Origin of the sequence: Cupriavidus sp. D384 (genome assembly GCF_001652915.1) — a bacterium.
In the GTDB taxonomy this organism is placed as follows: Bacteria; Pseudomonadota; Gammaproteobacteria; order Burkholderiales; family Burkholderiaceae; genus Cupriavidus.
Genome location: NZ_BBQI01000095.1, coordinates 1 through 24,500, shown reverse-complemented (window position 1 = coordinate 24,500; position 24,500 = coordinate 1). Strand labels below are relative to the sequence as shown.

Genomic DNA, 24,500 nt, shown 5'->3' with positions numbered 1-24,500 from the left:
GCGACCTGCGGTGGGGTCGACGTGGTTGCCGCGTGCCAGGGGCTGCTGCGCGGATTCGCGAGCAGGGGACGGTGGGGCGGGTTCAGCCTCCGTCCAGCGTGGCCGCGAGCTTCGTCAGCAGGTGGGTGAATTGCGCCTGGCTCGTGCAGCCGGTCTTCAGGAAGACGGCCTTGAGCTGGGTGCGCGCGGTCTCGTGGCGAATGCGCATGTGACGGGCCGCCTCGGGCAAGCCTTCGCCCGTTGCCAGGCGCGCCGCGAGACGCGTTTCGGCCGGCGTCAGCCCGTAGAGATTGCGCAGCACGGTGTCCAGCAGTACCGACGGCGCACCGGCCTCGTGCACCACCACCAGTGCCGCCGGCTGCTGCCACTGCGAGGCAAACGCATGCGTGGGCGGCAGCGGCAGGACCAGGACTTCGGCATGGTTGCCGTGATCGTCGCTGGCGCGCGCCGCTTGCGCGCCAAGTGGATTGCCGGGATCGCAGGCTGCCTGCACCATGTCGGCAAAGGGCCGCGACAGATGCCATGCCGTGGTCTTGCCCGATGGTTCCAGGCGGCGTGCCCAGCGTTCGCCGGCCATGTTCGCCAGCAGAAGGTGCCGGTCGGGCGCGTAGACGCCCACGGCGAAGGCCAGCCGTTCCAGCAGGCGGGCAGAGATCGAGGCCATGGTCGACAGCGCCAGCGTGCGGTCGCGCATGGCAATGGCGCTGCGCATGTGCGGGACGACCCAGTCGAGGCGGCGCGTGTCCTCGCCCGAGAAGGCGTCCTGGGACAGCGCGCGCTGCATCGAGAAATACACCTCGTAGTGCGGCTGGCGTTCCACCAGGCAGGCCACGTACGAGCGCAGGTCGAACCGATTGAAGAAATCGCGATAGAACGGATGTCGCGCCATGGCCTGGGGACCCAGGTCGCGCGCGTCGATGTACCAGGCGCCCGGCACCAGCCGGGGCGCGAAGGCCTTGGCCGGGTCGATGGCCTGGAAATCGCTTTCATAGGCGGTGAACAACTCCGCCACGGGATTGACTACTTCGTTGACCGTTACCTGGTCGCGCACCGTGTCCCAAACCATCATCGATGCATGCGCCGTGTCGGCGATCTCGGTCAGCGTGCGCAGGCTCTGCTGCCATGCGGCGGGATCGAGAATGCCTTCATACAAGCCACGGATAGCGCCGTGGATGGCGGCTTGTTCCATCTGACTACCCCCTTGCATTCACCACGTCTGTTCCTTCCCGCGTGTCCGTCGCGCACGTCCGCGGAAATGGTGGCACCAGTCTGAGCCGGCTGTTGTCTCGCGTCATGATGTACTAAAACTATCAAAAGTAGTTCGAGTGTCTGACTGAGCGTACGTTTAGTACATTAAGGCGTACATTACCGCATGCTGCCGCGATGTTGTTAAGACAATGACCCCTCCTAAAGTAGGGGTATGACGGGCGGCCGTGTGACGCACGGAGAGTCCGGGCGGCGGAAGGCGCAAATCCGTAACGACGATCAGGTAAAATGGCGGTTTTCCCGACTTCTGTGGACGGCTGTATGCCGTCCCCGTCCCCGCTCTTATCGCCATGACCTCTGTCCTGCGTCTTACCGATCTCATTTCCCAAGGCAAACTCTCCGGCAAGCGTGTGTTTATCCGCGCCGACCTGAACGTGCCGCAAGACGACGCAGGCAACATCACCGAGGACACGCGTATCCGCGCGTCGGTGCCTGCCATCCAGGCCTGCCTGGAAGCTGGTGCGGCCGTGATGGTGACATCACATCTGGGCCGCCCGACCGAGGGCGAGTTCAAGCCCGAAGATTCGCTGGCCCCGATCGCCACGCGCCTGTCGGAACTGCTCGGCAAGCCGGTAAAGCTGGTGCAGAACTGGGTCGACGGCGTGGAAGTGGCGCCCGGCCAGGTGGTGCTGCTGGAAAACTGCCGCGTCAACAAGGGCGAGAAGAAGAACAGCGACGAGCTGGCCCAGAAGATGGCCAGGCTCTGCGACGTCTACGTCAATGACGCCTTCGGCACCGCGCACCGCGCCGAAGCCACCACCCACGGTATCGCCAGGTTCGCGCCGATCGCCTGCGCCGGCCCGCTGCTGGCCGCCGAGATCGACGCGCTGGGCCGCGCGCTGGGCCAGCCGGCGCGTCCGCTGGTAGCCATCGTGGCCGGCTCGAAGGTATCGACCAAGCTGACCATCCTGAAGGCGCTGGCCGACAAGGTCGACGGTCTCGTGGTCGGTGGCGGCATCGCCAACACGTTCATGCTGGCCGCCGGCCTGAAGATCGGCAAGTCGCTGGCCGAGGCCGACCTGGTGGGCGACGCCCGTGCCATCATCGACATCATGGCCGCCCGCGGCGCATCGGTGCCGATTCCGGTGGACGTGGTCTGCGCCAAGGAATTCAGCGCAACGGCTGCCGCCACGGTCAAGGACGTCAAGGACGTGGCCGACGACGACATGATCCTGGATATCGGCCCGAAGACCGCCGCCATGCTGGCCGACCAGCTCCAGGCCGCCGGCACCATCGTCTGGAACGGCCCGGTGGGCGTGTTCGAATTCGACCAGTTCGGCAACGGCACCAAGGTGCTGGCCGAAGCCATCGCCACGTCGAAGGCGTTCTCGATCGCCGGTGGCGGCGACACGCTGGCCGCCATCGCCAAGTACGGCATTGCCGACCGGATCGGCTATATCTCCACCGGCGGCGGCGCCTTCCTGGAGTTCCTGGAAGGCAAGAAGCTGCCGGCGTTCGAAGTGCTGGAACAACGCGCTGCAGGCTGAAGCCCGCACGGGCTGGCGGCGCGAGCCGGCCGGCCCGGCGCCAGTTGCCCCTGAAGCCCGCAAGCCCATAAGCAGCCAACCCCAGGAAACCGCCCGCATGACCCGTTCCACCAAGATCGTTGCCACGATTGGCCCCGCATCCAGCTCGCTGGAAGTGCTGACCCGCATGATCGGGGCCGGTGTCGACGTGGTGCGCCTGAATTTCTCGCACGGCACCGCGCAGGACCATATCGACCGCGCCGCGCTGGTACGCGAGGCCGCCACGGCCTGCGGCCGCGAGGTGGCAATCATGGCCGACCTGCAGGGGCCCAAGATCCGCGTGGGCAAGTTCGAGAACGGCAAGGTCACGCTGAAGGCCGGCGATGCGTTCGTGCTGGACTCCACCTGCGAGACCGGCACCCAGGAGCGCGTGGGGCTGGACTACAAGGACCTGCCGCGCGACGTGGGCCCGGGCGATGTGCTGCTGCTCAATGACGGCCTGATCGTGCTGGTGGTGGACCGCGTGATCGGCAGCGAGATCTTCACCACGGTGCGCGTGGGCGGCGACCTGTCGAACAACAAGGGCATCAACCGCCAGGGTGGCGGCCTGTCGGCGCCGGCGCTGACCGCCAAGGACATGGAGGACATCAAGACCGCCATGGCCCTGCACGCCGACTACGTGGCCGTCAGCTTCCCGAAGAACGCCACCGACATGGAAATGGCGCGCCAGCTGGCCAACGTGGCCGGCCAGCCGCACAACCACAAGGCGCGCATGATCGCCAAGATCGAACGCGCCGAGGCCATCCGCCCCGGTGTGCTCGAGGAAATCCTGAACGCATCGGACGGCATCATGGTGGCCCGCGGCGACCTGGCCGTGGAAGTGGGCAACGCGGCCGTGCCGGCGCTGCAGAAGCGCATGATCCGCCTGGCCCGCGAGGCCAACAAGCTGACGATCACGGCCACCCAGATGATGGAAAGCATGATCGTCAACCCGGTGCCGACGCGCGCCGAGGTGTCGGACGTGGCAAACGCCGTGCTGGATGGCACCGACGCCGTGATGACGTCGGCCGAGACCGCCGCCGGCCGCTATCCGGTGGAAACGGTCGAAGCCATGGCCGCGATCTGCCTGGAAGCCGAGAAGTCCGAGGTGGTGCAGCTCGACACCGATTTCCTGAACCAGACGTTCTCGCGCATCGATCAGTCGATTGCCATGGGTGCGCTGTTCACGGCCTATCATCTAGGCGTGAAGGCAATTGCCGCGCTGACCGATTCGGGCGCCACTGCTTTGTGGATGAGCCGTCACCGCATCCATGTGCCGATCTATGCCATGACGCCGAACCTGGCGTCGCAGCGCAAGATGCAGCTCTACCGCAATGTGGTGCCGCTGCCGCTGCAGTCGAGCACCGACCGGGACGAGGCGCTGGAACAGGCCGAGGAACTGCTGCTGGCACAGGGTGCCGTGCAGCATGGCGATTTCATTGTGCTGACGATTGGCGAGCCGATGGGCCAGGCCGGCGGCACGAACACGCTGAAGATCGTGAGGGTCGGCAGCAAGTTCAAGTAAAGAGATGACGTCCGATGTGGTGCGCTGCACGGACGGCGCACCGCGGATGCGCGAACCTGCCCGGCGCAGCATCGAAAAAATACTAGATACCGTTTTTTTATTCAGGAGTTAGACATGCCACTCGTATCCATGCGCCAGCTGCTGGACCATGCCGCCGAGAACAACTATGGTCTGCCGGCCTTCAACGTGAACAACCTCGAACAGGTCCAGGCCATCATGCAGGCCGCCGACGAGGTCAACGCCCCGGTGATCATGCAAGCCTCGGCAGGTGCGCGCAAATACGCTGGCGAGCACTTCCTGCGTCACCTGATCGAAGCCGCCGTGGAAGCCTACCCGCACATCCCCGTGGTGATGCACCAGGATCACGGCCAGTCGCCGGCGATCTGCCAGGCCGCCATCGACCTGAACTTCTCGTCGGTGATGATGGACGGTTCGCTCAAGGAAGACGGCAAGACCCCGTCGGACTACGAATACAACGTCGACGTGACCCGCAAGGTCGTGCAGATGGCCCACGCGCTGGGCGTGACCGTGGAAGGCGAACTGGGCTGCCTGGGCTCGCTGGAAACCGGTGAGGCCGGCGAGGAAGACGGCATCGGCGCCGAAGGCAAGCTCGACCACTCGATGCTGCTGACCGATCCGGAGCAGGCTGCCGACTTCGTCAAGGCCACGCAGCTGGACGCACTGGCCATCGCCATCGGCACGTCGCACGGCGCGTACAAGTTCACGCGCAAGCCCACGGGCGACATCCTGGCCATCGGCCGTATCAAGGAAATCCACGCCCGCATCCCGAACACGCACCTGGTGATGCACGGTTCGTCGTCGGTGCCGCAGGAACTGCTGGCCGAGATCCGCCAGTTCGGTGGCGACATGAAGGAAACGTACGGCGTGCCGGTGGAAGAAATCCAGGAAGCCATCAAGTACGGCGTGCGCAAGATCAACATCGACACCGACATCCGCCTGGCGATGACCGGCGCGATCCGCCGCTTCTTCGTGGAAAACCCGAGCAAGTTCGACCCCCGCGAATACCTGAAGCCGGCCCGCGAAGCCGCCAAGCAGGTTTGCAAGGCCCGCTACATCGCCTTCGGTTGCGAAGGTCAGGCCAGCAAGATCAAGGCCGTGTCGCTGGTCGACATCGCCGGCCAGTACAAGTCGGGCAAGCTCGCCCAGGTCGTGCAGTAAATCGTTTCGCCGCCCCGCCCGCCCAGCGCGCGGGGCGTTCGTACTTCATGGGGCTTCGCCAACCGCACGAAGCCCCGCTTGTTTTCAGCCGCAGCCGCTTTCACACCATGTCTGACGCCCTCTACGAATCTTCCATCCAGTCCCTGCCGCTGCTCGGCAAGGGCAAGGTCCGCGACAACTACGCCGTCGGCGACGACAAGCTGCTGATCGTGACCACCGATCGCCTGTCGGCCTTCGACGTGATCATGGGCGAGCCGATTCCGGCCAAGGGCCGCGTGCTGAACCAGATGGCCAACTTCTGGTTCCGCAAGCTCGCGCACATCGTGCCGAACCACGAGACGGACGTGACGGCGGAAAGCGTGGTGGCCGCTGACGAAGTGGCGCAGGTCAAGGGCCGCGCCGTGGTGGTCAAGCGCCTGAAGCCGATCCTGGTGGAAGCGGTGGTGCGCGGCTACCTGGCCGGCAGTGGCTGGAAGGACTACCAGGCCACGGGCAAGGTCTGCGGCATCGAACTGCCGGCCGGCCTGCAGAACGCGCAGAAGCTGCCCGAGCCGATCTTCACGCCGGCGGCCAAGGCCGAGATGGGCGAGCACGACGAGAACATCTCGTTCGACGAGGTGGTGCAGCGCATCGGCCGCGAGCTGGCCGAAAAGATGCGTGACATCTCGATCCGCCTGTACAAGGAAGCGTCCGAGTACGCAGCCACGCGCGGCATCATCATCGCCGACACCAAGTTCGAATTCGGCCTGGACGAAGACGGCACGCTGACCCTGATGGACGAGGTGCTGACCGCCGATTCGTCGCGCTTCTGGCCGGCCGACTCGTACCAGGTGGGCACCAACCCGCCGTCGTTCGACAAGCAGTTCGTGCGCGACTGGCTCGAGGCCGTGCGCATCGACGGCAAGCCGTGGCCGAAGACCGCGCCGGCGCCGAAGCTGCCCGAAGACGTGGTGCAGAAGACCGCCGACAAGTACAAGGAAGCGCTGACCCGCCTGACCGGCGAGCAGCTGCAATAAGGCGGAAGGAACCAGAACATGAGCAACGCAGCAAAGCCGGTGGTGGGCGTGGTGATGGGCAGCAGTTCCGACTGGGACGTGATGCAGCACGCCGTGGCCATGCTCAAGGATTTCAACGTGGCGTTCGAGGCGCAGGTGGTATCGGCGCACCGCATGGCCGACGACATGTTCCGCTATGCCGAGTCGGCCCGCAGCCGCGGCATCCGCGCGATCATCGCCGGTGCCGGCGGCGCTGCGCACCTGCCGGGCATGATCGCCGCCAAGACGATCGTGCCGGTGTTCGGCGTGCCCGTGCCGTCGAAGTACCTGCGCGGCGAGGATTCGCTGTTGTCGATCGTGCAGATGCCCAAGGGCGTGCCCGTGGCGACGTTCGCCATCGGTGAAGCCGGTGCCGCCAACGCGGCGCTGCACGCCATCGCCACGCTGGCCACCACCGACGACGCGCTGGCCAGCGCGCTGGAAGCGTTCCGCGCGAAGCAGACCGAAGCTGCCCGCGCGATGACCCTGCCCGTTTAAGACCTTGTAGTGACCGAAGCCTGAGCCATGCCGACCGATATCCATCCCTTCCTGTCCGAAGCCCATACGCCGGAGTCGCGCGCCGAGTTTGGCGTCGATGCCCCCGGCGCGCCGATCCTGCCCGGTGCCTGGCTTGGCATGCTCGGCGGCGGCCAGCTGGGCCGCATGTTCACGCATGCGGCGCAGTCGATGGGCTATCGCGTCTGCGTGCTCGATCCGGACCAGGACAGCCCTGCCGGCAACGTGGCCGATCGCCATATCTGCGCCACCTATACCGATGAGGCCGCGCTGGCCGAAGTGGCGCGGCTGTGCGAGGCCGTGAGCACCGAATTCGAAAACGTGCCGTCGATCTCGCTGGACCGCCTGGAGCAGGCCGGCGTGTTCGTGGCGCCGCGCGGCTACTGCGTGTCGATTGCGCAGAACCGTATCGGCGAGAAGAAGTTCTTCGCCTCGTGCGCCGAGCGCACCGGCGTGCCGCCGGCCCCGCACTGGGTGATCCAGCATGATGCCGACGTGGACAACGTGCCCGACAGCGTGCTGCCCGGCATCCTGAAGACCGCGCGCATGGGCTACGACGGCAAGGGCCAGGCCCGCGTGAAGACGCGCGAGGACGTGCGCGCCGCATGGAAGGCCATGCAGCACGTGCCGTGCGTGCTGGAGCAGATGCTGCCGCTGGCCTACGAGGTGTCGGTGCTGGCCGCGCGCGCCGCCGACGGCAGCACGGCCACCTGGCCGCTGGCCGAGAACGTGCATCGCGACGGCATCCTGTTTTCCACCACGATGCCGTCGACGAGTGTGTCCGACGACATCGCCACGCGGGCCCGTGCCGCCGCCGCCACGATCACCTCGGAAATGGGTTACGTCGGCGTGCTGTGCATCGAGTTCTTCGTGCTGACCGACGGCACGCTGGTGGCCAACGAAATGGCCCCGCGCCCGCACAATTCCGGCCATATCACGATGGATGCCTGCGAGACGAGCCAGTTCGAGCAGCAGGTGCGCGCAATGGCCCGCCTGCCGCTGGGCAGCACGCGCCAGCATTCGGCCGGCAAGATGCTGAACCTGCTGGGCGACTGCTGGTTCGAGTTCGGACTGGAGCGCACGCCCGCCTGGGACGAAGTGCTGGGCCAGCCCGGCGCCAAGCTGCATCTCTATGGCAAGAACGACGCGCGCCCGTCGCGCAAGATGGGCCACGTGAACTGCGTGGGCGAGCATGAGGACGCTGCTGCCGCCGCGTTCGACGCTGCCGCCACGGCCCTGCATATCCCGCTCTGAGATTCGATGTCTTCACGCATGCCAACGGCCGCCGAGCTTGACGAGGCGGTTCGTCTGCTCGAAGCCGGCCAGCTCGTGGCCTTTCCGACCGAGACCGTCTACGGACTGGGCGCCGATGCCGAGAATCCCGAGGCCGTCGCGCGCATCTTTGCCGCCAAGGGGCGCCCGTCCAATCATCCGGTGATCGTGCATGTGGTGGACGGCGGCGATGTCAGCTACTGGACCGATGACGTCCCGGACGCCGCGCAGAAGCTGATCGACGCCTTCTGGCCCGGCCCGCTGACGATCATCCTGAAGCGTGCCGCCCATATTCCGGCGGCCGTGGCGGGCGGGCAGGACAGCATCGGCCTGCGCTGCCCGTCGCACCCCGTGGCCCAGGCGCTGCTGTCGCGTTTCAGGCGCGGCCGGGGCGGCATTGCCGCGCCGTCGGCCAACAAGTTCGGCCAGGTCAGCCCGACCACGGCCGAACACGTGCGCGACGAGTTCGGCGGCACCGTCTATGTGCTGGAAGGCGATGGCGTGGATGTCGGCATCGAATCGTCGATCGTTGACCTGTCACGCCTCGATACGCTTGGCCCGGTATTGCTGCGCCCCGGCGCGATTACCGCGGCCATGATGGCTGACGTGCTGGGCACGCTGCCGCTGCCGCCCGATGCTGCCGCGCCCCGTGCGTCGGGCACGCTCAAGGCCCACTATGCGCCGCGCACCACGCTGACGCTGGCGCAGGCCGAAGCATTGCCGCAGCTGCTGCATGGCTTGTCCGAAGGTGGACGGCTGGTGTTTGTCGGCAAGGCAGCGGCCAGCACGGACCCGCGCTGCGTGTTCGTGGAAGCGCCGGCCACGCCAGACGCCTTTGCCCAGGCGCTGTACGGGCTGCTGCGCAAGCTCGACAAGGAAGGCTACCAGCGGCTGGTGTTCGAGCCGGTGCCCGACTCGCACGAGTGGGACGGCGTGCGCGACCGGCTGGGCCGCGCGGCGGCTGCGTTCGAGAACAGCTGAAGCGCAAGCGCCTGCCCTCTCCCCCAGCCCCTCTCCCGCCATGCGGGAGAGGGGAGCACCCAGAGCGCTTTGGACATGCCCCGGTTTTCTCCCCTCTCCCGGGAGCAGGGCGCGCCCCGGGCGCTTCGGACACGCCCCCGGTTTTCTCCCCTCTCCCGCTTGCGGGAGAGGGGCGGGGGAGAGGGCAAGCGCATCAAATCCCCACCACGCCCCTGTCCACCCTCAAGGCGCGCCCTTGTAGACCCACTGCATCAACGCATCGTGCGCTTCCTGGGCACCCGAAGCATTGGGGTGGTTGATATAGGCCACCACCACATAGCGTTCGCCGTTGAGCGCGTCGACATAGCCGGCCAGCGCTCGCACATCGGCCAGCGTACCGGTCTTCAGGTAGGCATTGCCGGCGGCATTGGCGCGCGACAGGCGGTTGCGCAGCGTGCCGTCGACGCCGAGGATCGGCAGGGAGTCGAGCAGCACCGGTCCCACGTTGCTGGCGAGTGCCTGTTGCAGCAGGCGGGCCATGTCGTAGGCGCTGATGCGCTCGTCGCGCGACAGCCCGGAGCCGTTCTCCAGCACCAGGTTCGGCATGTCCAGCCCCTGTTTGGTCAGCCACTGATGGATCACGCGCGACGACTTGTCGGTGCTGGCTGGTCCCTTGCGATCCATCTCCGCCCCGATCGTCAGGAACAGTTGGCGGGCCATCACGTTGTTCGAGAACTTGTTGATGTCGCGCACGATGTCGCCCAGCGGCTGACCATAGTGCCGCGCCAGCAGGAAGGCGTTGCGCGGCACCGCGCCGCTGCGCAGGCCGGGCGGGCGTGCAAAGCGGCCGCCGGCGTTCTGCCATTCGGCAACGAAGCCGCCCCAGATGAAATCGCTATGGCTCAGCGTGGCAAGGTTGACGATGTGCTCGCCGCAGTCGGCCGAATAGCTGCCGTCGAACGATGCCACGACGGTGCCGTCCGGCTGCGGCATGATGCTGGGCGTGGCGCGCGACTTCCAGTCGCCGCATCGGCCATTGGCCAGCGTCATCCGGTTGTCCACGCGCAGTTGCGCCAGCGCGGGCGTGACGGCCACGTCCACGGTGCGGTTGGTGGCGTCAGGGGTGATCGTGAACGACAGCGTCTTGAACGCGTAGAGCAATGCGTCCGGGTTCACGTTGTAGGCGCGCTGGGTCTCGCCATCGATCGTGTAGCTGCCGTCCATGCCGTCGGCAAAGAAGCTGCGGTCCAGCACCACGTCGCCGTTGATGGTGGTGGCGCCGGCGGATCGGGCCGTGGCGACCAGCTTTGCCATTTCCTCGGGCACGAGCTTGGGGTCGCCCCGGCCGCGCAGATAGACGTTGCCGTTGATCGTGCCATCGGGGCCGGGCTGGTTGTCGGCATAGAGCGATGTCAGCCAGCGGAAATCGGGCCCCAGCAACTGCAGGCCGGCAAAGGTGGTGACCACCTTCATCGTCGACGCCGGATTCATCGGCGTTTCGGCGTTCCAGCTGACGCGTGCCTGCGGGGCGCCAACCTTGACCACGTAGAAGCTTGCGGCGGACAGCGGCACATGGGCGCGGCGCAGCGCTGCGGTCACGCTGGCGGGCAGGCCGCTACGCGCGGCGGCGGGATCGGCGGGTTCGGCCTTGGCGCGGGCGGCGCCGGCCGTTGCGGCGGCCGCAGTGGCAGCCGTGGCGGCGCGGGTGGCCTTGGTGTTCTTGACGGATTTGGCCTGGGCTCCGGACAGACCGAGGGCCAGCAGCGTGGCCGCGACGATGGCGGGCGACAGGCTGCGGCGGAGCAGGGGCGGGCAGATGGGCATGGCGAGCATGTTAACGCATGGTCCATGCACGCCGGATGACGTCATGCGGCCGTTTCAGGCCGCATTTCATGATCGAGGTCGACTACGCGGCGCTCGGTTCGCTTAGTTGGCCGACTGGCAATCCGTTGCCGGCGGGGGCGCCGATGGTGTGGCGTTCGGAATCGGGAAGATGACGTCGTAGGCCCAGTTGTAGAAGAACGCGTAGACCATGTAGTAGCCAGCCACGGCAATGTCCATGATGAATGCCTCGACCAGGCCGATCTTCAGGTACCAGGCCACCGACGGCAGGAACACGATCAACAGGCCGCCCTCGAACAGGATGGCGTGCAGCACGCGGATCGCCGTCGACTTCCTGAGCTGGCCAGTGAAGCGCAGCATCGCGCGGTCGAACAGGATGTTGTAGATGTAGTTCCACGTGGCGGCGATCAGGGCCGCCACGGCGCCCACGATGCCCATCTGGTGCAACTCGTAGCCGAACACCCAGCTCGCCAGCGGCGCGAACGCGATCAGACCGATCACCTCGAAGCCGACGGTGTGACGAATACGGTCTGCAGTGGTGCGCATGAGACTCTCCAATTCAGCAAATTTCAGCGATGGGAGGCATTCTATCGGCGCGACAGCTGATCGCAAGTTGGATACCATCTAAAAATCCGATAGATCGTGCTGCAGAGCGCGCCCCGCATACCCATCGCACACCATGTCTCTTTCCCTTGACCAGCTCCAGGCGTTTGCGGCCGCCGCCGAGACCGGTTCGTTCTCGGCCGCCGCCCGCCAGCTTGGCAAGGCGCAGTCGGTCATCAGCGCCGCCGTGGCAAATCTGGAAGTCGACCTGGACACCACGTTGTTCGATCGCAGCGCCCGCTACCCGGTACTGACGCCCGCCGGGGAAAGGCTGCTGCTGGAAGCACGCGTGATCCTTGAGCGCTGCGAGCATTTCCGGGGCGTGGCGAAAAGCCTGGGCGAAGGGGTGGAGTCGCGCCTGACGCTGGCCGTCGACGAGTTGTATCCCGAGGAAACGCTGGGCGAACTGCTGACCGAGTTCTCCGAGCGATTTCCGTCAGTGGAGCTGGAAATCCTGTTTCCGCTGATGGAGGACGTCAGCCGCCTGGTGCTGAGCCAGTGCGCGGACCTGGGCATCATGTGGCGCCAGGAGATCCTGCCGCCGGAACTGGGATTCCACGCGCTGGGCTGGGTGCCCATGCCGATCATCTGCGCGCCCGACCACCCGCTGGCCGCGCAACCGCGCGTGGACTTCGAGGAACTGAAACGCTACCGCCAGCTGATGGTGGCCACGCGAAGCGACAGCGAGGAAAAGAAGCGCCTGCGCGTGGCCGCCGAAGTCTGGTGGGTGGAAAGCCAGTGGGTCATCGTCGAACTGGTCAAGCGCCGCCTGGGCTGGGCCTTTGTCCCCTGGCACGTCGCCGCCAACTCGCCGGCCGCAGCCGGGCTGGTATCGCCGCAACTGACCTTCCAGGACCAGGACTGGCCCGTGGCGATGGAAATCGTCTGGCACAAGCAGCGTCCGCTGGGCAAGGCCGCCACATGGCTGAAGGAACGCGTCAGCCAGCAACCGCTGCCGGTGCCGGAGGGGCGGTAGGCGTTACTGCGGCGAAGTTACCGTACTCCCTGTACTCCCCTCCGCCTTCCCCACCTCCACGTCATACCCATGCCACCCGCCGCCCAGCGCCTTGATCAGCGTGATGGCCGCCGTGTACTGGCGATCCATGATGCGCAGCGTGGTGGTCTCGGCGGTATAGGCCGCGGTCTGGGCGGTCAGTACGTCGAGCAGGCCCGCGGTGCCGGCCTTGTAGCGGTTGTTGACCAGCGATAGCGCCTCGCGGGCGGAGCGCAGGGCGTCGCCCTGGACCACGGCTTCCTGTTCCAGCACGCGTGCCGATGCGAGGTTGTCCTCGACTTCCTGGAAGGCCGCCAGCACGGTCTGGCGATAGTTGGCGACGTTCTGGTCGTAGGCGGCCACGGCCTGGGCCTTGGCGGCGCTGCGCAGGCCGCCGTCGAACACCGTGCCGGCCAGGCCGGCGCCAACCGACCACACGCGGTCGGGCAGCGACAGCCAGTGCGCCAGCGTGCTGGCCGTGAGGCCGCCCGTGGCCGACAGCGACAGCGTCGGGTAGTAGGCGGCCTGGGCCACGCCGATGTCGGCATTGGCCGATGCCATGCGCCGTTCGGCGGCGGAGATGTCGGGCCGGCGTTCCAGCATTTGCGAGGGCACGGCCACCGGCACCACGGGCACCTGAGTCCGTATATCGGCCGGTGCGATGTTCAGCTCCGACGGCGGCCTGCCGACCAGGATGGCGATGGCGTGCTCCAGTTGTGCGCGGCTGATCTGGATATCAAGCTGTTGCGCCTGGGCCGACTTGAGCTGCGTTTCCGATTGCAGCACATCCGAGCGCTGCGCGGTGCCGGCCTTGTACTGGTTCTGCACGAGTTGCAGCGACTTGGCATAGTCGGCCACGGTGCGGTCGAGCAGCGCGCGCTGGGCATCGGCCACGCGCAGCGAGAAGTAGCTCTGCGCCAGCGTGGCCTGGGTGGACAGCAGCGTCGATGCCAGGTCGGCCTGGCTGGCCTGTGCGCCGGCCTCGGCGCTTTCCACCTGGCGGCGGATGCGGCCCCAGATGTCGATTTCCCAGCTGGCCGACAGCGTGGCGTTCTGGCCGTCGATCACCCGGCCGCCGGAACTCGACTTGCCGCGCGACACGCCCACATTGGCGCCGACGGTCGGGAAGTAGCCGGCGCGCGCCGCCGCCAGCGACGCGGTGGCCTGGCGATAGATTGCCTCGGCGGCCTTGATGTTCTGGTTCGACACCTGCACCTGGGATATCAGGTCGTCCAGCGTGGGATCGTTGAACACGCGCCACCAGTCCGGGCGGCCCGCGGCATCCTGCGGTTCGGCGGTCTTCCAGTCGCCGGTCCATGCGGGCATGGCCTCGCTGGCTTCCTTGAAGGCCTTCGGCACGGGCGCGTCGGGGCGCTTGTAGTCGGGGCCGACCGCGCAGCCGGCCAGCAGGGCACAGGCCAGGGCCACCACCGAAAGAGAATTGGAGTGTCGGAACATGGCAGATGCCTTCTTCAGTGTTCGAGTTGCGGCGCGGCGCCGCGTTGCTGCCGGCGCGCGCGCCATGCATTGACCTTCAGGCGCCAGCGGTCGAGCGTCAGGTAGACCACGGGCGTCGTGTACAGCGTCAGCAGCTGGCTGACCACCAGGCCGCCGACGATCGAGATACCCAGCGGCGCGCGCAGCTCGGCGCCATCGCCGCGGCCCAGCGCCAGCGGCACCGCGCCCAGCAGCGCGGCGGCCGTGGTCATCATGATCGGCCGGAAGCGCAGCAGGCAGGCGCGGTAGATGGCGTCGCGCGGGCTCAGGCCGTCGCGCCGCTCGGCGTCGATGGCAAAGTCGATCATCATGATCGCGTTCTTCTTGACGATGCCGATCAGCAGGATCACGCCGATCAGCGCGATGATGCTGAACTCGGTCTTGAACAGCAGCAGGGCCAGCAACGCGCCCACGCCCGCCGACGGCAGCGTCGACAGGATCGTCAGCGGGTGGACGTAGCTCTCGTAGAGAATGCCCAGCACGATATAGATCGTGATGATGGCGGCCAGGATCAGCAGCGGCTGGCTTTTGAGCGAATCCTGGAACGCCTTGGCGCCCCCCGCAAAGTTGGCCTGCAGCGTCTCCGGCGCGCCGATCTGCGCCATTGCCAGCTTGATGGCGTCGGTGGCCTGCGACAGCGAGTAGCCCTCGGCCAGGTTGAACGAGATGGTCGACGCGGCAAACTGGCCCTGGTGGTTCACGCCCAGCGGTGTGCTGGTGGGCGTCACGCGCGCAAAGGCCGACAGCGGCACGCGCTTGCCGCCGCCCGTGACCACGTAGATGTCGTCCAGCGCGTGGGGACCCTGCAGGTACTCCTGGCTCAGCTCCATCACCACGCGGTACTGGTTCAGCGGGTGATAGATCGTGGACACCAGCCGCTGGCCGAACGCGTCGTTCAGGATCGCATCGATCTGCTGCGCGGTGACGCCGAGCTTCGACGCCGTGTCGCGGTCGATGATCACCGACGTCTGCAAGCCCTTGTCGTTGGTATCGGTATCCACGTCCTCCAGGCCCTTGATATTCGAGATCGCCGCGCGCACCTTGGGCTCCCACGCGCGGAGCACGTCGAGATCGTCGGACTGCAGGGTGAACTGGTAGGCCGAACTGCTCTGGCGTCCGCCGATGCGGATATCCTGCACGGGCGTCAGGAACAGGCTTGCCCCGGGCTCCTTCGCCAGCTTGCCGCGCAGCCGCGCCACGATCTGGTCGGCCGTTTCCTTGCGTTCGGACAGCGGCTTGAGCGTGACGAACATCTGCCCGGTATTGCGCTGCGAGCCGCCCGTGAAGCCCGTCACGTTGACCACGGCCGGGTCGGACTGCACGATCTTGATGAAGTTGTCGAGCTTGGTGCGCATCAGCTGGAACGACGTGGCCTGGTCGGCGCGGATAAAGCCGATCAGCCGCCCGGTGTCCTGCTGCGGGAAGAAGCCCTTGGGCACGATCACGTACAGGTAGACGTTCAGCGCGATGGTCAGCAGCAGCACGATCCAGATCACCGGGCCATGGCGCAGTGCCACGCCCAGCGTGCGCCCATAGCCGTTCTGCAGGCGCACGAACAGGTGCTCGGTGGCCCGGTGGAAGCGGCCCTGCTTTTCTTCATGCACGGGACGCAGCAGCCGCGCGCACATCATCGGCGTGGTGGTCAGCGAGACCACCAGCGACACCAGGATGGCTACCGACAGCGTGATAGCGAATTCCTGGAACAGCCGGCCCACGATGCCGCCCATCAGCAGCAGCGGGATGAACACCGCGATCAGCGACAGGCTCATCGACAGCACCGTGAACCCCACCTCGCGCGCACCACGCAGGGCGGCGGCCATCGGCTTCATGCCTTCCTCGATGTGGCGCGAGATGTTCTCCAGGACCACGATGGCGTCGTCGACCACAAAGCCCGTGGCGATGGTCAGCGCCATCAGCGACAGGTTATTCAGCGAGAACCCGGCCAGGTACATGATCGTGAACGTGCCCACCAGCGACACCGGCACGGCCACGCTGGGGATCAGCGTGGCGCGCACGTTGCGCAGGAACACGAACACCACCATGATCACCAGCGCCACCGAGATCATCAGCGTGTGCTCCACCTCGCGCAGCGACGCGCGGATGGTGGGCGTGCGGTCCATCATCACGTCCAGCGAGATCGTGGCCGGGATCATCTTGCGCAACTGCGGCAGCATGTCGTTGACGCGGTCGACGGTCTCGATGATGTTGGCGCCCGGCGACCGGTTCAGCACCAGCAGCACTGACGGCTTGCCGTTTGCCGAGCCCGCATTGCGGATGTCCTGCACCGAATCCACCACATTGGCAACGTCCTGCAGCCGCACCGGCACCGCAAACGAGTTCGGGCCGCCGCTGTTGACATTGCCGCCCGTGGCCCCGGTGCTGATGGTGGTGGTGCCGCTGCTGGTGGTGATCGTGGTGGTGGTGACGCCGTTGACGGTCTTGGTGCTGACATTGCCGCCCGCTGCCGCGTTGGCCGTGCTGGCGATCAGCGCGCCAGCCGATGTGGAAGAGTAGGTGCCCGGCGTGGCGTACCGGATGATCAGCGGCATGTAGTCCCTGGCCGCCATCGCCTGGTCATTGGCATAGACCTGCCACGCCGTGTTGGGATTGTCCAGGATGCCGAGCGGCCGGTTCGCGTTGGTGGCGCTGATGGTGTTGCGCACATCCTCCAGCGAAATGCCGTAGTGGTTCAGTGCGGTCGGATTCAGCTCCACCCGCACGGCCGGCAGCGACGACCCGCCGATGGTGACCTGGCCCACGCCTTCCACCTGCGACAGCTTCTGGGCCAGGATCGTCGACGCCGCGTCGTAGAGCTGGCCGCGCGTCATCGTCGGCGACGTCAGCGCGATGATCATGATCGGCGCGTCGGCCGGGTTCACCTTGCGGTAGGTGGGGTTGTTCGGCAGGCTGGTGGGCAGCGTGGCGCGCGACGCATTGATGGCCGCCTGCACGTCGCGGGCAGCGCCGTCGATATCGCGTGACAGGTCGAACTGCAGCGTCACGCGCGTGGAACCCAGCGAACTGCTCGACGTGATCTCGGTCACGCCCGCGATGGCACCCAGCGCGCGTTCCAGCGGCGTTGCCACGGTGGCCGCCATGGTCTCGGGGCTGGCGCCGGGCAGCGACGCCGAGACCGAGATCGTCGGGAAGTCCACCTGCGGCAGCGGCGACACCGGCAGCAGCCGGAATGCGGCAATGCCCGCCAGCAGGATGCCGATGGTCAGCAGCGCGGTGGCTACCGGGCGATGGATGAAGGTGGCCGAGAGGTTCATCAGGCGTTTGGCTCCTGCGGACGCGGCGCCACGCGGTGGCCGCCATGGCCGCCATCGTCTCCGCCGTTGCCGTCGTCACCGCCCTCGTCGGGGCTGCCGAACCTGCGGGTGCGCCAGTCCCTCAGGCGGTACGCCACGCGGTCGAACGCCAGGTAGATCACCGGCGTGGTGAACAGCGTCAGCACCTGGCTGACCAGCAGGCCGCCAACCATCGTGATACCCAGCGGGCGGCGCAGTTCCGAGCCGATGCCCGAGCCCAGCATCATCGGCAGCGCGGCCAGCAGTGCGGCCATGGTGGTCATCAGGATGGGCCGGAAGCGCAGCAGGCAGGCCTGGAAGATGGCGTCGTACGGCTTCATGCCGTGCTCGCGTTCGGCTTCGAGCGCGAAGTCGATCATCATGATCGCGTTCTTCTTGACGATGCCGATCAGCAGGATGATGCCGATGATCGCGATGATGCCCAGGTCCTGCTGGAAGACCAGCAGCGCCAGCAGCGCGCCCACGCCCGCCGACGGCAGCGTGGAGAGGATGGTCACGGGGTGGATGGTGCTCTCGTACAGCACGCCCAGCACGATATACATCGTCACCACGGCGGCCAGGATCAGCCAGAGCGTGTTCGACAGCGACGCCCGAAAGGCCAGCGCCGCCCCCTGGAACTCGGTGGCCATCGAGATCGGCAGCCCGATTTCCTGCTCCACCTTGGTGATCTTGTCGACGGCGGCGCCCAGCGATTCGCCCGGCGCCAGGTTGAACGAGATCGTGGCCGCCGGGAACTGCCCCTGGTGATTGATCACGAGCGGGCCGGTGCGCTCGGAGATCCGGGCGATGGAGCCCAGCGGCACCTGGCCGCCCGACGACGACGGCAGCCGCAGTTCAGCCAGCGATGCCGGGCTGGTACGGAATTCGGGCATCGTCTCCAGCACCACGCGGTACTGGCTGGCCTGGGTGAAGATGGTCGAGATCAGGCGCTGGCCGAACGCGCTGTAAAGCGCGCTGTCGATCACGGCCGTGGTGATGCCGAAGCGCGCGGCGGCGTCGCGGTCGATCTCCACGAAGGCGCGCAGGCCATTGTTCTGCTGGTCGCTGGCAATGTCGCGCAGCTCGGGTTCCTGTTGCAACCGTTCGACGAGCTTTGGCACCCATTCGGCCAGCACGGCCGGGTCGGGATCTTCCACCGTGAACTGGTACTGGGTACGTGCCACGCGGTCTTCGATGGTCAGGTCCTGCACGGGCTGCATGTAGAGCGACACGCCGCCCAGCTTGTGCACCGCTTCCTGCAGGCGGTCGGTTACCACGGCCATCGAGTCGCGGTCGCCCTTGGGCTTCAGGTTGATCAGCATGCGCCCGGCGTTGATGGTCTGGTTGGTGCCATCCACGCCGATGAACGACGACACGCTGGCGACCGCCGGATCTTGCAGGATCACCTTCTGCACGGCTTCCTGCTTGCGGCCCATCGACTGGAACGAGCTGGTTTGCGCGGCCTCGGTGATGGCCTGGATCACGCCGGTGTCCTGCACCGGGAAGAAGCCCTTGGGCACCAGCAGGTAGAGCAGGCCGGTCAGCACCAGCGTGCCGACGGCCACGATCAGCGTGGCGGTCTGGCGTGCCAGCACCCATTCCAGCGCCCGGCCGTACCTTTCGATCACGTTGTCGAAGAAGCGGCCCGTGGCGAGGTGGAAGCGCGACTGTTCGCTTTCCGGCACATGGCGCAGCAGGCGCGCGCACATCATCGGCGTCAGGGTCAGCGACACCACGGCCGAGATCAGGATCGACACCGCCAGCGTGATCGCGAATTCACGGAACAGCCGTCCGACCACATCGCCCATGAACAGCAGCGGAATCAGCACGGCCACCAGCGAGAACGTCAGCGAGATGATGGTGAAGCCGATCTGCTTCGAGCCCTTCAGCGCGGCCTCCATCGGGGAATCGCCTTCCTCGATGTAGCGCATGATGTTCTCGATCATCACGATGGCGTCGTCCACCACGAAGCCCGTGGCGATGGTCAGCGCCATCAGCGTAAGGTTGTTGATCGAGAAGCCGGCCAGGTACATCACCCCGAACGTGCCCACCAGCGACAGCGGCACGGCCACGCCGGGGATGATCGTGGCCGAGAGGTTGCGCAGGAAGATGAAGATCACCATCACCACCAGCGCGATGGCCAGCAGCAGTTCGAACTCCACGTCCTTGACCGAGGCCCGGATCGTGGTGGTGCGGTCGGTCAGCAGCTGCACGTGCACCGATGCCGGCAGCGCCGACTGCAACTGCGGCAGCAGCGTCTTTATGCGGTCCACCACCTCGATCACGTTGGCGCCCGGCTGGCGCTGGATATTGACCACGATGGCCGGCCTGGCGTTGGCCCACGCGGCCAGGCGGCTGTTCTCGGGGCCGTCGACGATCTCCGCCACGTCGGTAATGCGGATCGGCGCGCCGTTCTGGTAGCCGATGATGATCTGCTTGTACTCGTCGGCAGACTTGAGCTGGTCGTTGGCGTCGATGGTCGAGGCGCGCGACGGGCCGTCGAAGCTGCCCTTGGCGCCGTTGACGTTGGCGCTGCCGACGGCGGTGCGCAGGTCGTCGATCGACATGCCCAGGTTTGCCAGTGCGGTCGGGTTGGCCTGGATGCGCACGGCCGGCCGCTGGCCGCCGCTGATCGTGACCAGGCCCACGCCCTGGATCTGGGAGATCTTGGCTGCCACGCGCGTGTCGACCATGTCCTGCAGCTTGGGCAGCGGCAGGGTGTCGGACGTCATCGCCAGCGTCATGATCGGCGCGTCGGCAGGGTTGACCTTGCTGTAGACCGGCGGCATCGGCAGGTCGGCCGGCAGCAGGTTGCCGCCTGCGTTGATGGCGGCCTGGACTTCCTGCTCGGCCACGTCCAGCGACAGCGTCAGTTCGAACTGCAGCGTGATGACCGACGCACCGCCCGATGACGACGACGACATCTGCTTGAGGCCCGGCATCTGGCCGAACTGGCGCTCCAGCGGCGCCGTGACCGACGAGGTCATCACGTCGGGGCTGGCGCCGGGGTACAGCGTGGTGACCTGGATGGTCGGGTAGTCGACCTCGGGCAGGGCGGAGAGCGGCAGCAGCTTGAATGCGACCAGCCCCGACAGCAGGATGGCGATCATCAGCAGGGCCGTGGCAACCGGCCGCTCGATAAAGATGCGTGAAGGATTCATGCCGCTTCCCTATCCTCTTCCTTACTGCTGCGGCCGCTGGCCCACGCTGGCGCCCGGATTGGCAGGCGTGTTGGTGGCCGGGTTCGGGCTGGTGTCGGCATCGCGCATGCGGCGGCGCTCGCCCGGCGCGCCCGCCGCTGCCGACGTCCCCGTGCCGTCGCTGGCAGCGCCCGGCGCCCCTGATGCTCCATGTGCGCCGCTGGCACCACCATGCGCGCCGCTGGCGCCGCCCCAGTTGCCACGGCGGCCACGCGCACGCGGCGCGCTCGACGGCTGCAGCTGCGCGGCGCGTGCGGCCGGGTCCACCGCCTCCACGACCATGCCTTCCTTGAGCCGGTCGGCGCCGTCCACCACCACGCGCTGGCCGGGCTCCACCCCCTTGAGCACGGCGGTGCGGGCACCATCGCTCGGGCCCAGCGTCACCACCTGAACCTTCACCGTATTGTCGTCGCCCACCACGTAGACAAAGGTGCCTTGCTGGCCACGCTGGATGGCGGCCACCGGAATCACCGTGGCGTCTTCCATGGTATCCACCCGCGTGCGCACATTCACGAACTGGTTCGGGAACAGCATCCCGTCGGTGTTCTGGAAGATGGCCTTGAGCTTGACCGTGCCCGTGGTGGTGTCGATCTGGTTGTCAGTGGTCAGCAGCGAGCCCTCGGCCAGCTGGTTGCGCATCTGGCGGTCCCACGCCTGCACCTGGAGCTTTTCGCCGGCGTTGAGCTTCTTGAGCACGGCGGGCAGGTTGTCCTCGGGGATCGTGTACAGCACGGTGATCGGCTGGATCTGCGTGATCAGGGCGATGCCGTTCGTGTCGCCGGTGCTGACGATGTTGCCCGGGTCCACCTGGCGCAGGCCGATCCGGCCAGAAGTTGGCGCCACGATCCGGGTGTAGCCCAGGTTCAGCCGCGCGTTGTCGACATTGCCCTGGTCGGTCTTGACCACGCCTTCGTACTGGCGCACCAGCGCGTCCTGCGTGTCCACCTGCTGCTTCGAGATCGAATCCTGCGACAGCAGCGTCTTGTAGCGCTGCTGGTCCAGCCGGGCGTTCTGCAGCAACGCCTGGTCACGGGCCAGCTGGCCCACGGCCTGGTCCAGCGCGGCCTGGAACGGGCGCGGGTCGATCTCCGCCAGCACGTCGCCGGCCTTGATCATCTGGCCTTCCTTGAACAGCACCTTCAGCAGCGGGCCCGAAACCTGCGCGCGCACGGTGACATTCGCCACCGGCGTCACGTTGCCCAGGCCATTGAGCACCACGTCCATGCTGCGCTTGCTGACTGTATTGACCACCACCGGCGAGCGCGGCATGGCGTTCGGGCCCCCCGGACCCCCGGTCCCACCGGGCCCGCGCCGGCCGGCGCCCATGCCCGCCGCGCCGCTGGCGGCCCCCGGCGCGCCGGCACCGGCTTCCTGGGCCGCCTTGCGGTGGCTGTGCCAGTACCAGCCGGCGCCTGCCAGCAGCACAATGACGGCGACGGCAATCCAGGTGCGGCGGCGCGAACGGCCCGCACCGCGCGGCGGAGTGGGAGGAATAGGTTGACCTTGTTCTGGGTGGGACATGAACGGAATCCTGGGAACCGGCACGACAAAAAAGGGGCGCGTGCCAAACGGTATTCGCACCGCGACTGTGACGGCGGAGTGGCAGCAGTATGCCGCATCGCGAGGGCAGGGCGACCCGCCGTCAGGTGGGATGGCGCCCGGCAGGGCGCGTCATGGATGGAAGCATAATGTGCAGTCATGATCCCACGTATTTCGCGGTCTCCCGCTTTTATTACAGCGGGTTACGGGCGGCGTGGGTGTAACCTCCAGAAACAAAACCGTCCCGGGCATTTGCAAAGTTGGATGCCCGTCCTGACTATCATGTGCCTATGCGTACAAACCAGCCCACACAGATTCTCGTTGTCGACGACGATCCCGAATTGCGCGACCTGCTGCGCGAATACCTGACATCGCAGGGCTTTGCGGTGTCGGTGCTGCACGACGGTGATGGCCTGCAGGCCAGACTGGAGCGCGAGCGCCCGGCGCTGATCGTGCTCGACCTGATGATGCCCAAGGTCGACGGCCTGACCGCCCTGCGCAACCTGCGTGCCAAGAACGACGATATCCCGGTGATCCTGCTGACCGCGCGCAGCGACGAGATCGACCGCATCGTCGGACTGGAAATCGGCGCCGACGACTATTTGGGCAAGCCTTTTTCGCCGCGCGAGCTGCTGGCGCGCATCAACGCCGTGCTGCGCCGCAAGCTGGCGCGCCCGGCTGCCGCCCCCGAAGACCGTGAATCGATCGCCTTTGGCCCGTTCCGCGTGAACTTCCGCCAGCGGTCGCTGGAACGCAGCGGCCAGGCGGTGTCGATCAGCGATACCGAATTCGCGCTGCTGAAGCTGCTGCTGATGCATCCGCTGGAAGTGCTGTCGCGCGAGCGCATCGTCGAACTGATGTATGGCACCGCCAACGGCATCAGCGACCGTGGCATCGACGTGCAGATCTGGCGCCTGCGCCGGCTGCTGGACGAAGACGCGCAGCGCCCGCGCTATATCCAGACCGTACGTGGCCGGGGCTACACCTTCGTGCCCGACGAAGCCGAGGACAGCGTTCCGCAATAAAGCTCCCGCATGAAGCTAAGAATCGATACCCTGTTCGGCCGCATGGCGCTGCTGATCGCCGCCGTGCTGGTGATCAGCCATTTCTCGTGGCTTGCCATCCTGCGCATGGACCGGCGCCAGCAGCAGATCGACTATTCGGTCGAGCAGATGCTGTTCCAGCTGGACAGCATCCAGCGCGCGCTGGATGCCCGGCCGCCCGTGCCTTTGCCGAGCCTGGTGGACGTGGCCGATACGGCAGTGGCCGACGAACATGCGAAGCCGCCCCAGGGAGGCCGCCCGCGCCGCCTGGTGGAGCAGTTCACGCGCCGCCTGCCGCCCGGCTCGGAGGTGCGGCTGGAGGACGAACTGTCCACGCCGCGGCTCTGGATCAAGCTGCCCAACCGCAATCGATGGATCGCCATGCCGATCCTGTTTGTCCACAACCCGCCCCCGGACAACCGCCTGATTCCGGGGGTGGTGCTGGTGGTGGGCGTGGCGATCGTGTTCGCGCTGTTCGTGGCGTGGCAGATCCAGCGCCCGGTGCGTGACATGGCGGAGGCGGCCGAAAAGCTGTCGCGCCAGCAGGCCGTGCCGCCGCTGCGCGAGCGCGGGCCGCACGAGCTGCGCCAGCTGATCGTGCGTTTCAATCGCATGGTGGCCGACCTGTTCCGCATCGACCAGGAACGCAACACGATGCTGGCCGGCATTGCGCATGACCTGAAGACGCCGCTGGCGCGCCTGCGCCTGCGGGCCGAGATGCTGTCCGACCCCAAGGCGGCCGCAGGGGTGACGCGCGACGTGGACTCGATGTCGGCCATCGTCGAGCAGTTCCTGACCTTTGCGCAGAGCAGCGAGCCCACGGCGCGGCCGGTGCCGGTGGACAAGCGCATCGGGGAACTGGCGGCGTCGCTGCACGAGCAGGACAGGCTGGTGGTGCTGGAACTGACCGCCGGCGATGGTTTCCGGATGATCGCCACGCAGCTGGATCGCATCATCGGCAACCTGGTGGACAACGCATATGCGTACGGGGCGCCGCCGGTCTATGTGGCGACGGCGCGCACCAGCGAGGGCTGGCGCCTGACCGTGGAAGACCAGGGCCCGGGTATCCCGGCCGATGCCATCGAGCGCGTGACCATGCCCTTCGTGCGGCTGGATCCCGCACGCGGCGGCAATGCACATTCGGGGCTGGGCCTTGCCATTGTCGACCGTCTGGTCAGGCAGGGCGGCGGCAGGCTTGCGATCAGCAACCGCGATGAAGGCGGCCTGCGCGTGGA

At 66.9% G+C, this 24,500-nt stretch carries 17 protein-coding genes; 10 read left to right on the top strand and 7 right to left on the bottom strand.

Features of this window, described 5'->3' with window-relative positions:
• Positions 1 to 82: 82 nt before the first annotated feature.
• Complete coding sequence (locus A9J21_RS22640) at positions 83 to 1,189, bottom strand: helix-turn-helix transcriptional regulator (RefSeq protein ID WP_066739416.1); 1,107 nt, start codon at positions 1,187 to 1,189, stop codon at positions 83 to 85.
• A 367-nt stretch (positions 1,190 to 1,556) separates the two neighbouring features.
• Here A9J21_RS22640 and A9J21_RS22635 point away from each other — a divergent pair, with 367 nt between their 5' ends.
• The 7 genes from A9J21_RS22635 (at position 1,557) to A9J21_RS22605 (ending at position 9,278) form a co-directional block, all read left to right on the top strand.
• Positions 1,557 to 2,753, top strand: coding sequence for a phosphoglycerate kinase (locus tag A9J21_RS22635; RefSeq protein ID WP_066739415.1), 1,197 nt, complete (start codon positions 1,557 to 1,559; stop codon positions 2,751 to 2,753).
• A gap of 97 nt (positions 2,754 to 2,850) precedes the next feature.
• Positions 2,851 to 4,296, top strand: coding sequence for a pyruvate kinase (gene pyk, locus A9J21_RS22630; RefSeq protein ID WP_066739414.1), 1,446 nt, complete (start codon positions 2,851 to 2,853; stop codon positions 4,294 to 4,296).
• A 114-nt stretch (positions 4,297 to 4,410) separates the two neighbouring features.
• A complete protein-coding gene (gene fba, locus A9J21_RS22625; RefSeq protein WP_066739413.1) occupies positions 4,411 to 5,475 on the top strand; it encodes a class II fructose-bisphosphate aldolase in 1,065 nt (354 codons plus the stop codon).
• A 107-nt stretch (positions 5,476 to 5,582) separates the two neighbouring features.
• On the top strand, positions 5,583 to 6,491 hold the full coding sequence (locus tag A9J21_RS22620; protein ID WP_066739412.1) for a phosphoribosylaminoimidazolesuccinocarboxamide synthase: 909 nt from the start codon (positions 5,583 to 5,585) through the stop codon (positions 6,489 to 6,491).
• An 18-nt stretch (positions 6,492 to 6,509) separates the two neighbouring features.
• Positions 6,510 to 7,007, top strand: coding sequence for a 5-(carboxyamino)imidazole ribonucleotide mutase (gene purE / locus A9J21_RS22615; protein WP_066739411.1), 498 nt, complete (start codon positions 6,510 to 6,512; stop codon positions 7,005 to 7,007).
• Between the two features lie 27 nt (positions 7,008 to 7,034).
• Positions 7,035 to 8,279 (top strand): 5-(carboxyamino)imidazole ribonucleotide synthase, encoded by a 1,245-nt coding sequence (locus A9J21_RS22610; protein ID WP_066739410.1) that lies wholly within the window; start codon positions 7,035 to 7,037, stop codon positions 8,277 to 8,279.
• Between the two features lie 6 nt (positions 8,280 to 8,285).
• Entirely contained in the window at positions 8,286 to 9,278 is a 993-nt protein-coding gene (locus tag A9J21_RS22605; protein ID WP_066739409.1) for an L-threonylcarbamoyladenylate synthase, read from the top strand.
• A 222-nt stretch (positions 9,279 to 9,500) separates the two neighbouring features.
• Here A9J21_RS22605 and dacB read toward each other — a convergent pair whose 3' ends face one another.
• Positions 9,501 to 11,090, bottom strand: coding sequence for a D-alanyl-D-alanine carboxypeptidase/D-alanyl-D-alanine-endopeptidase (gene dacB / locus A9J21_RS22600; protein ID WP_066739408.1), 1,590 nt, complete (start codon positions 11,088 to 11,090; stop codon positions 9,501 to 9,503).
• A 93-nt stretch (positions 11,091 to 11,183) separates the two neighbouring features.
• A complete protein-coding gene (locus A9J21_RS22595; protein WP_066739407.1) occupies positions 11,184 to 11,645 on the bottom strand; it encodes a PACE efflux transporter in 462 nt (153 codons plus the stop codon).
• A 133-nt stretch (positions 11,646 to 11,778) separates the two neighbouring features.
• Here A9J21_RS22595 and A9J21_RS22590 point away from each other — a divergent pair, with 133 nt between their 5' ends.
• On the top strand, positions 11,779 to 12,678 hold the full coding sequence (locus tag A9J21_RS22590) for a LysR family transcriptional regulator (protein ID WP_066739406.1): 900 nt from the start codon (positions 11,779 to 11,781) through the stop codon (positions 12,676 to 12,678).
• Between the two features lie 3 nt (positions 12,679 to 12,681).
• Here A9J21_RS22590 and A9J21_RS22585 read toward each other — a convergent pair whose 3' ends face one another.
• Genes A9J21_RS22585 through A9J21_RS22570 form a run of 4 tightly spaced genes read right to left on the bottom strand, consistent with a single transcriptional unit; the run spans position 12,682 to position 22,204 of the window.
• On the bottom strand, positions 12,682 to 14,154 hold the full coding sequence (locus tag A9J21_RS22585; RefSeq protein ID WP_066739405.1) for an efflux transporter outer membrane subunit: 1,473 nt from the start codon (positions 14,152 to 14,154) through the stop codon (positions 12,682 to 12,684).
• Positions 14,155 to 14,168: 14 nt separating this feature from the next.
• A complete protein-coding gene (locus A9J21_RS22580) occupies positions 14,169 to 17,465 on the bottom strand; it encodes an efflux RND transporter permease subunit (RefSeq protein ID WP_066739404.1) in 3,297 nt (1,098 codons plus the stop codon).
• Positions 17,465 to 20,644 carry an MdtB/MuxB family multidrug efflux RND transporter permease subunit gene (locus A9J21_RS22575; protein ID WP_066739403.1) on the bottom strand — a complete coding sequence of 1,060 codons (3,180 nt, stop codon included), beginning with the start codon at positions 20,642 to 20,644 and terminating at the stop codon, positions 17,465 to 17,467. Before A9J21_RS22575 ends, A9J21_RS22580 begins: the two co-directional genes overlap by 1 nt.
• Before the next feature lie 21 nt (positions 20,645 to 20,665).
• Complete coding sequence (locus tag A9J21_RS22570; protein WP_066739402.1) at positions 20,666 to 22,204, bottom strand: MdtA/MuxA family multidrug efflux RND transporter periplasmic adaptor subunit; 1,539 nt, start codon at positions 22,202 to 22,204, stop codon at positions 20,666 to 20,668.
• 308 nt (positions 22,205 to 22,512) lie between these two features.
• Between A9J21_RS22570 and A9J21_RS22565 the strand changes: the two genes are divergently transcribed.
• Together A9J21_RS22565 and A9J21_RS22560 are read left to right on the top strand one after the other, a co-directional pair.
• Entirely contained in the window at positions 22,513 to 23,247 is a 735-nt protein-coding gene (locus tag A9J21_RS22565) for a response regulator (protein WP_066739401.1), read from the top strand.
• Between the two features lie 9 nt (positions 23,248 to 23,256).
• Positions 23,257 to 24,500 (top strand): ATP-binding protein (locus A9J21_RS22560; RefSeq protein WP_066739400.1); only part of this gene is annotated, 1,244 nt, incomplete at its 3' end.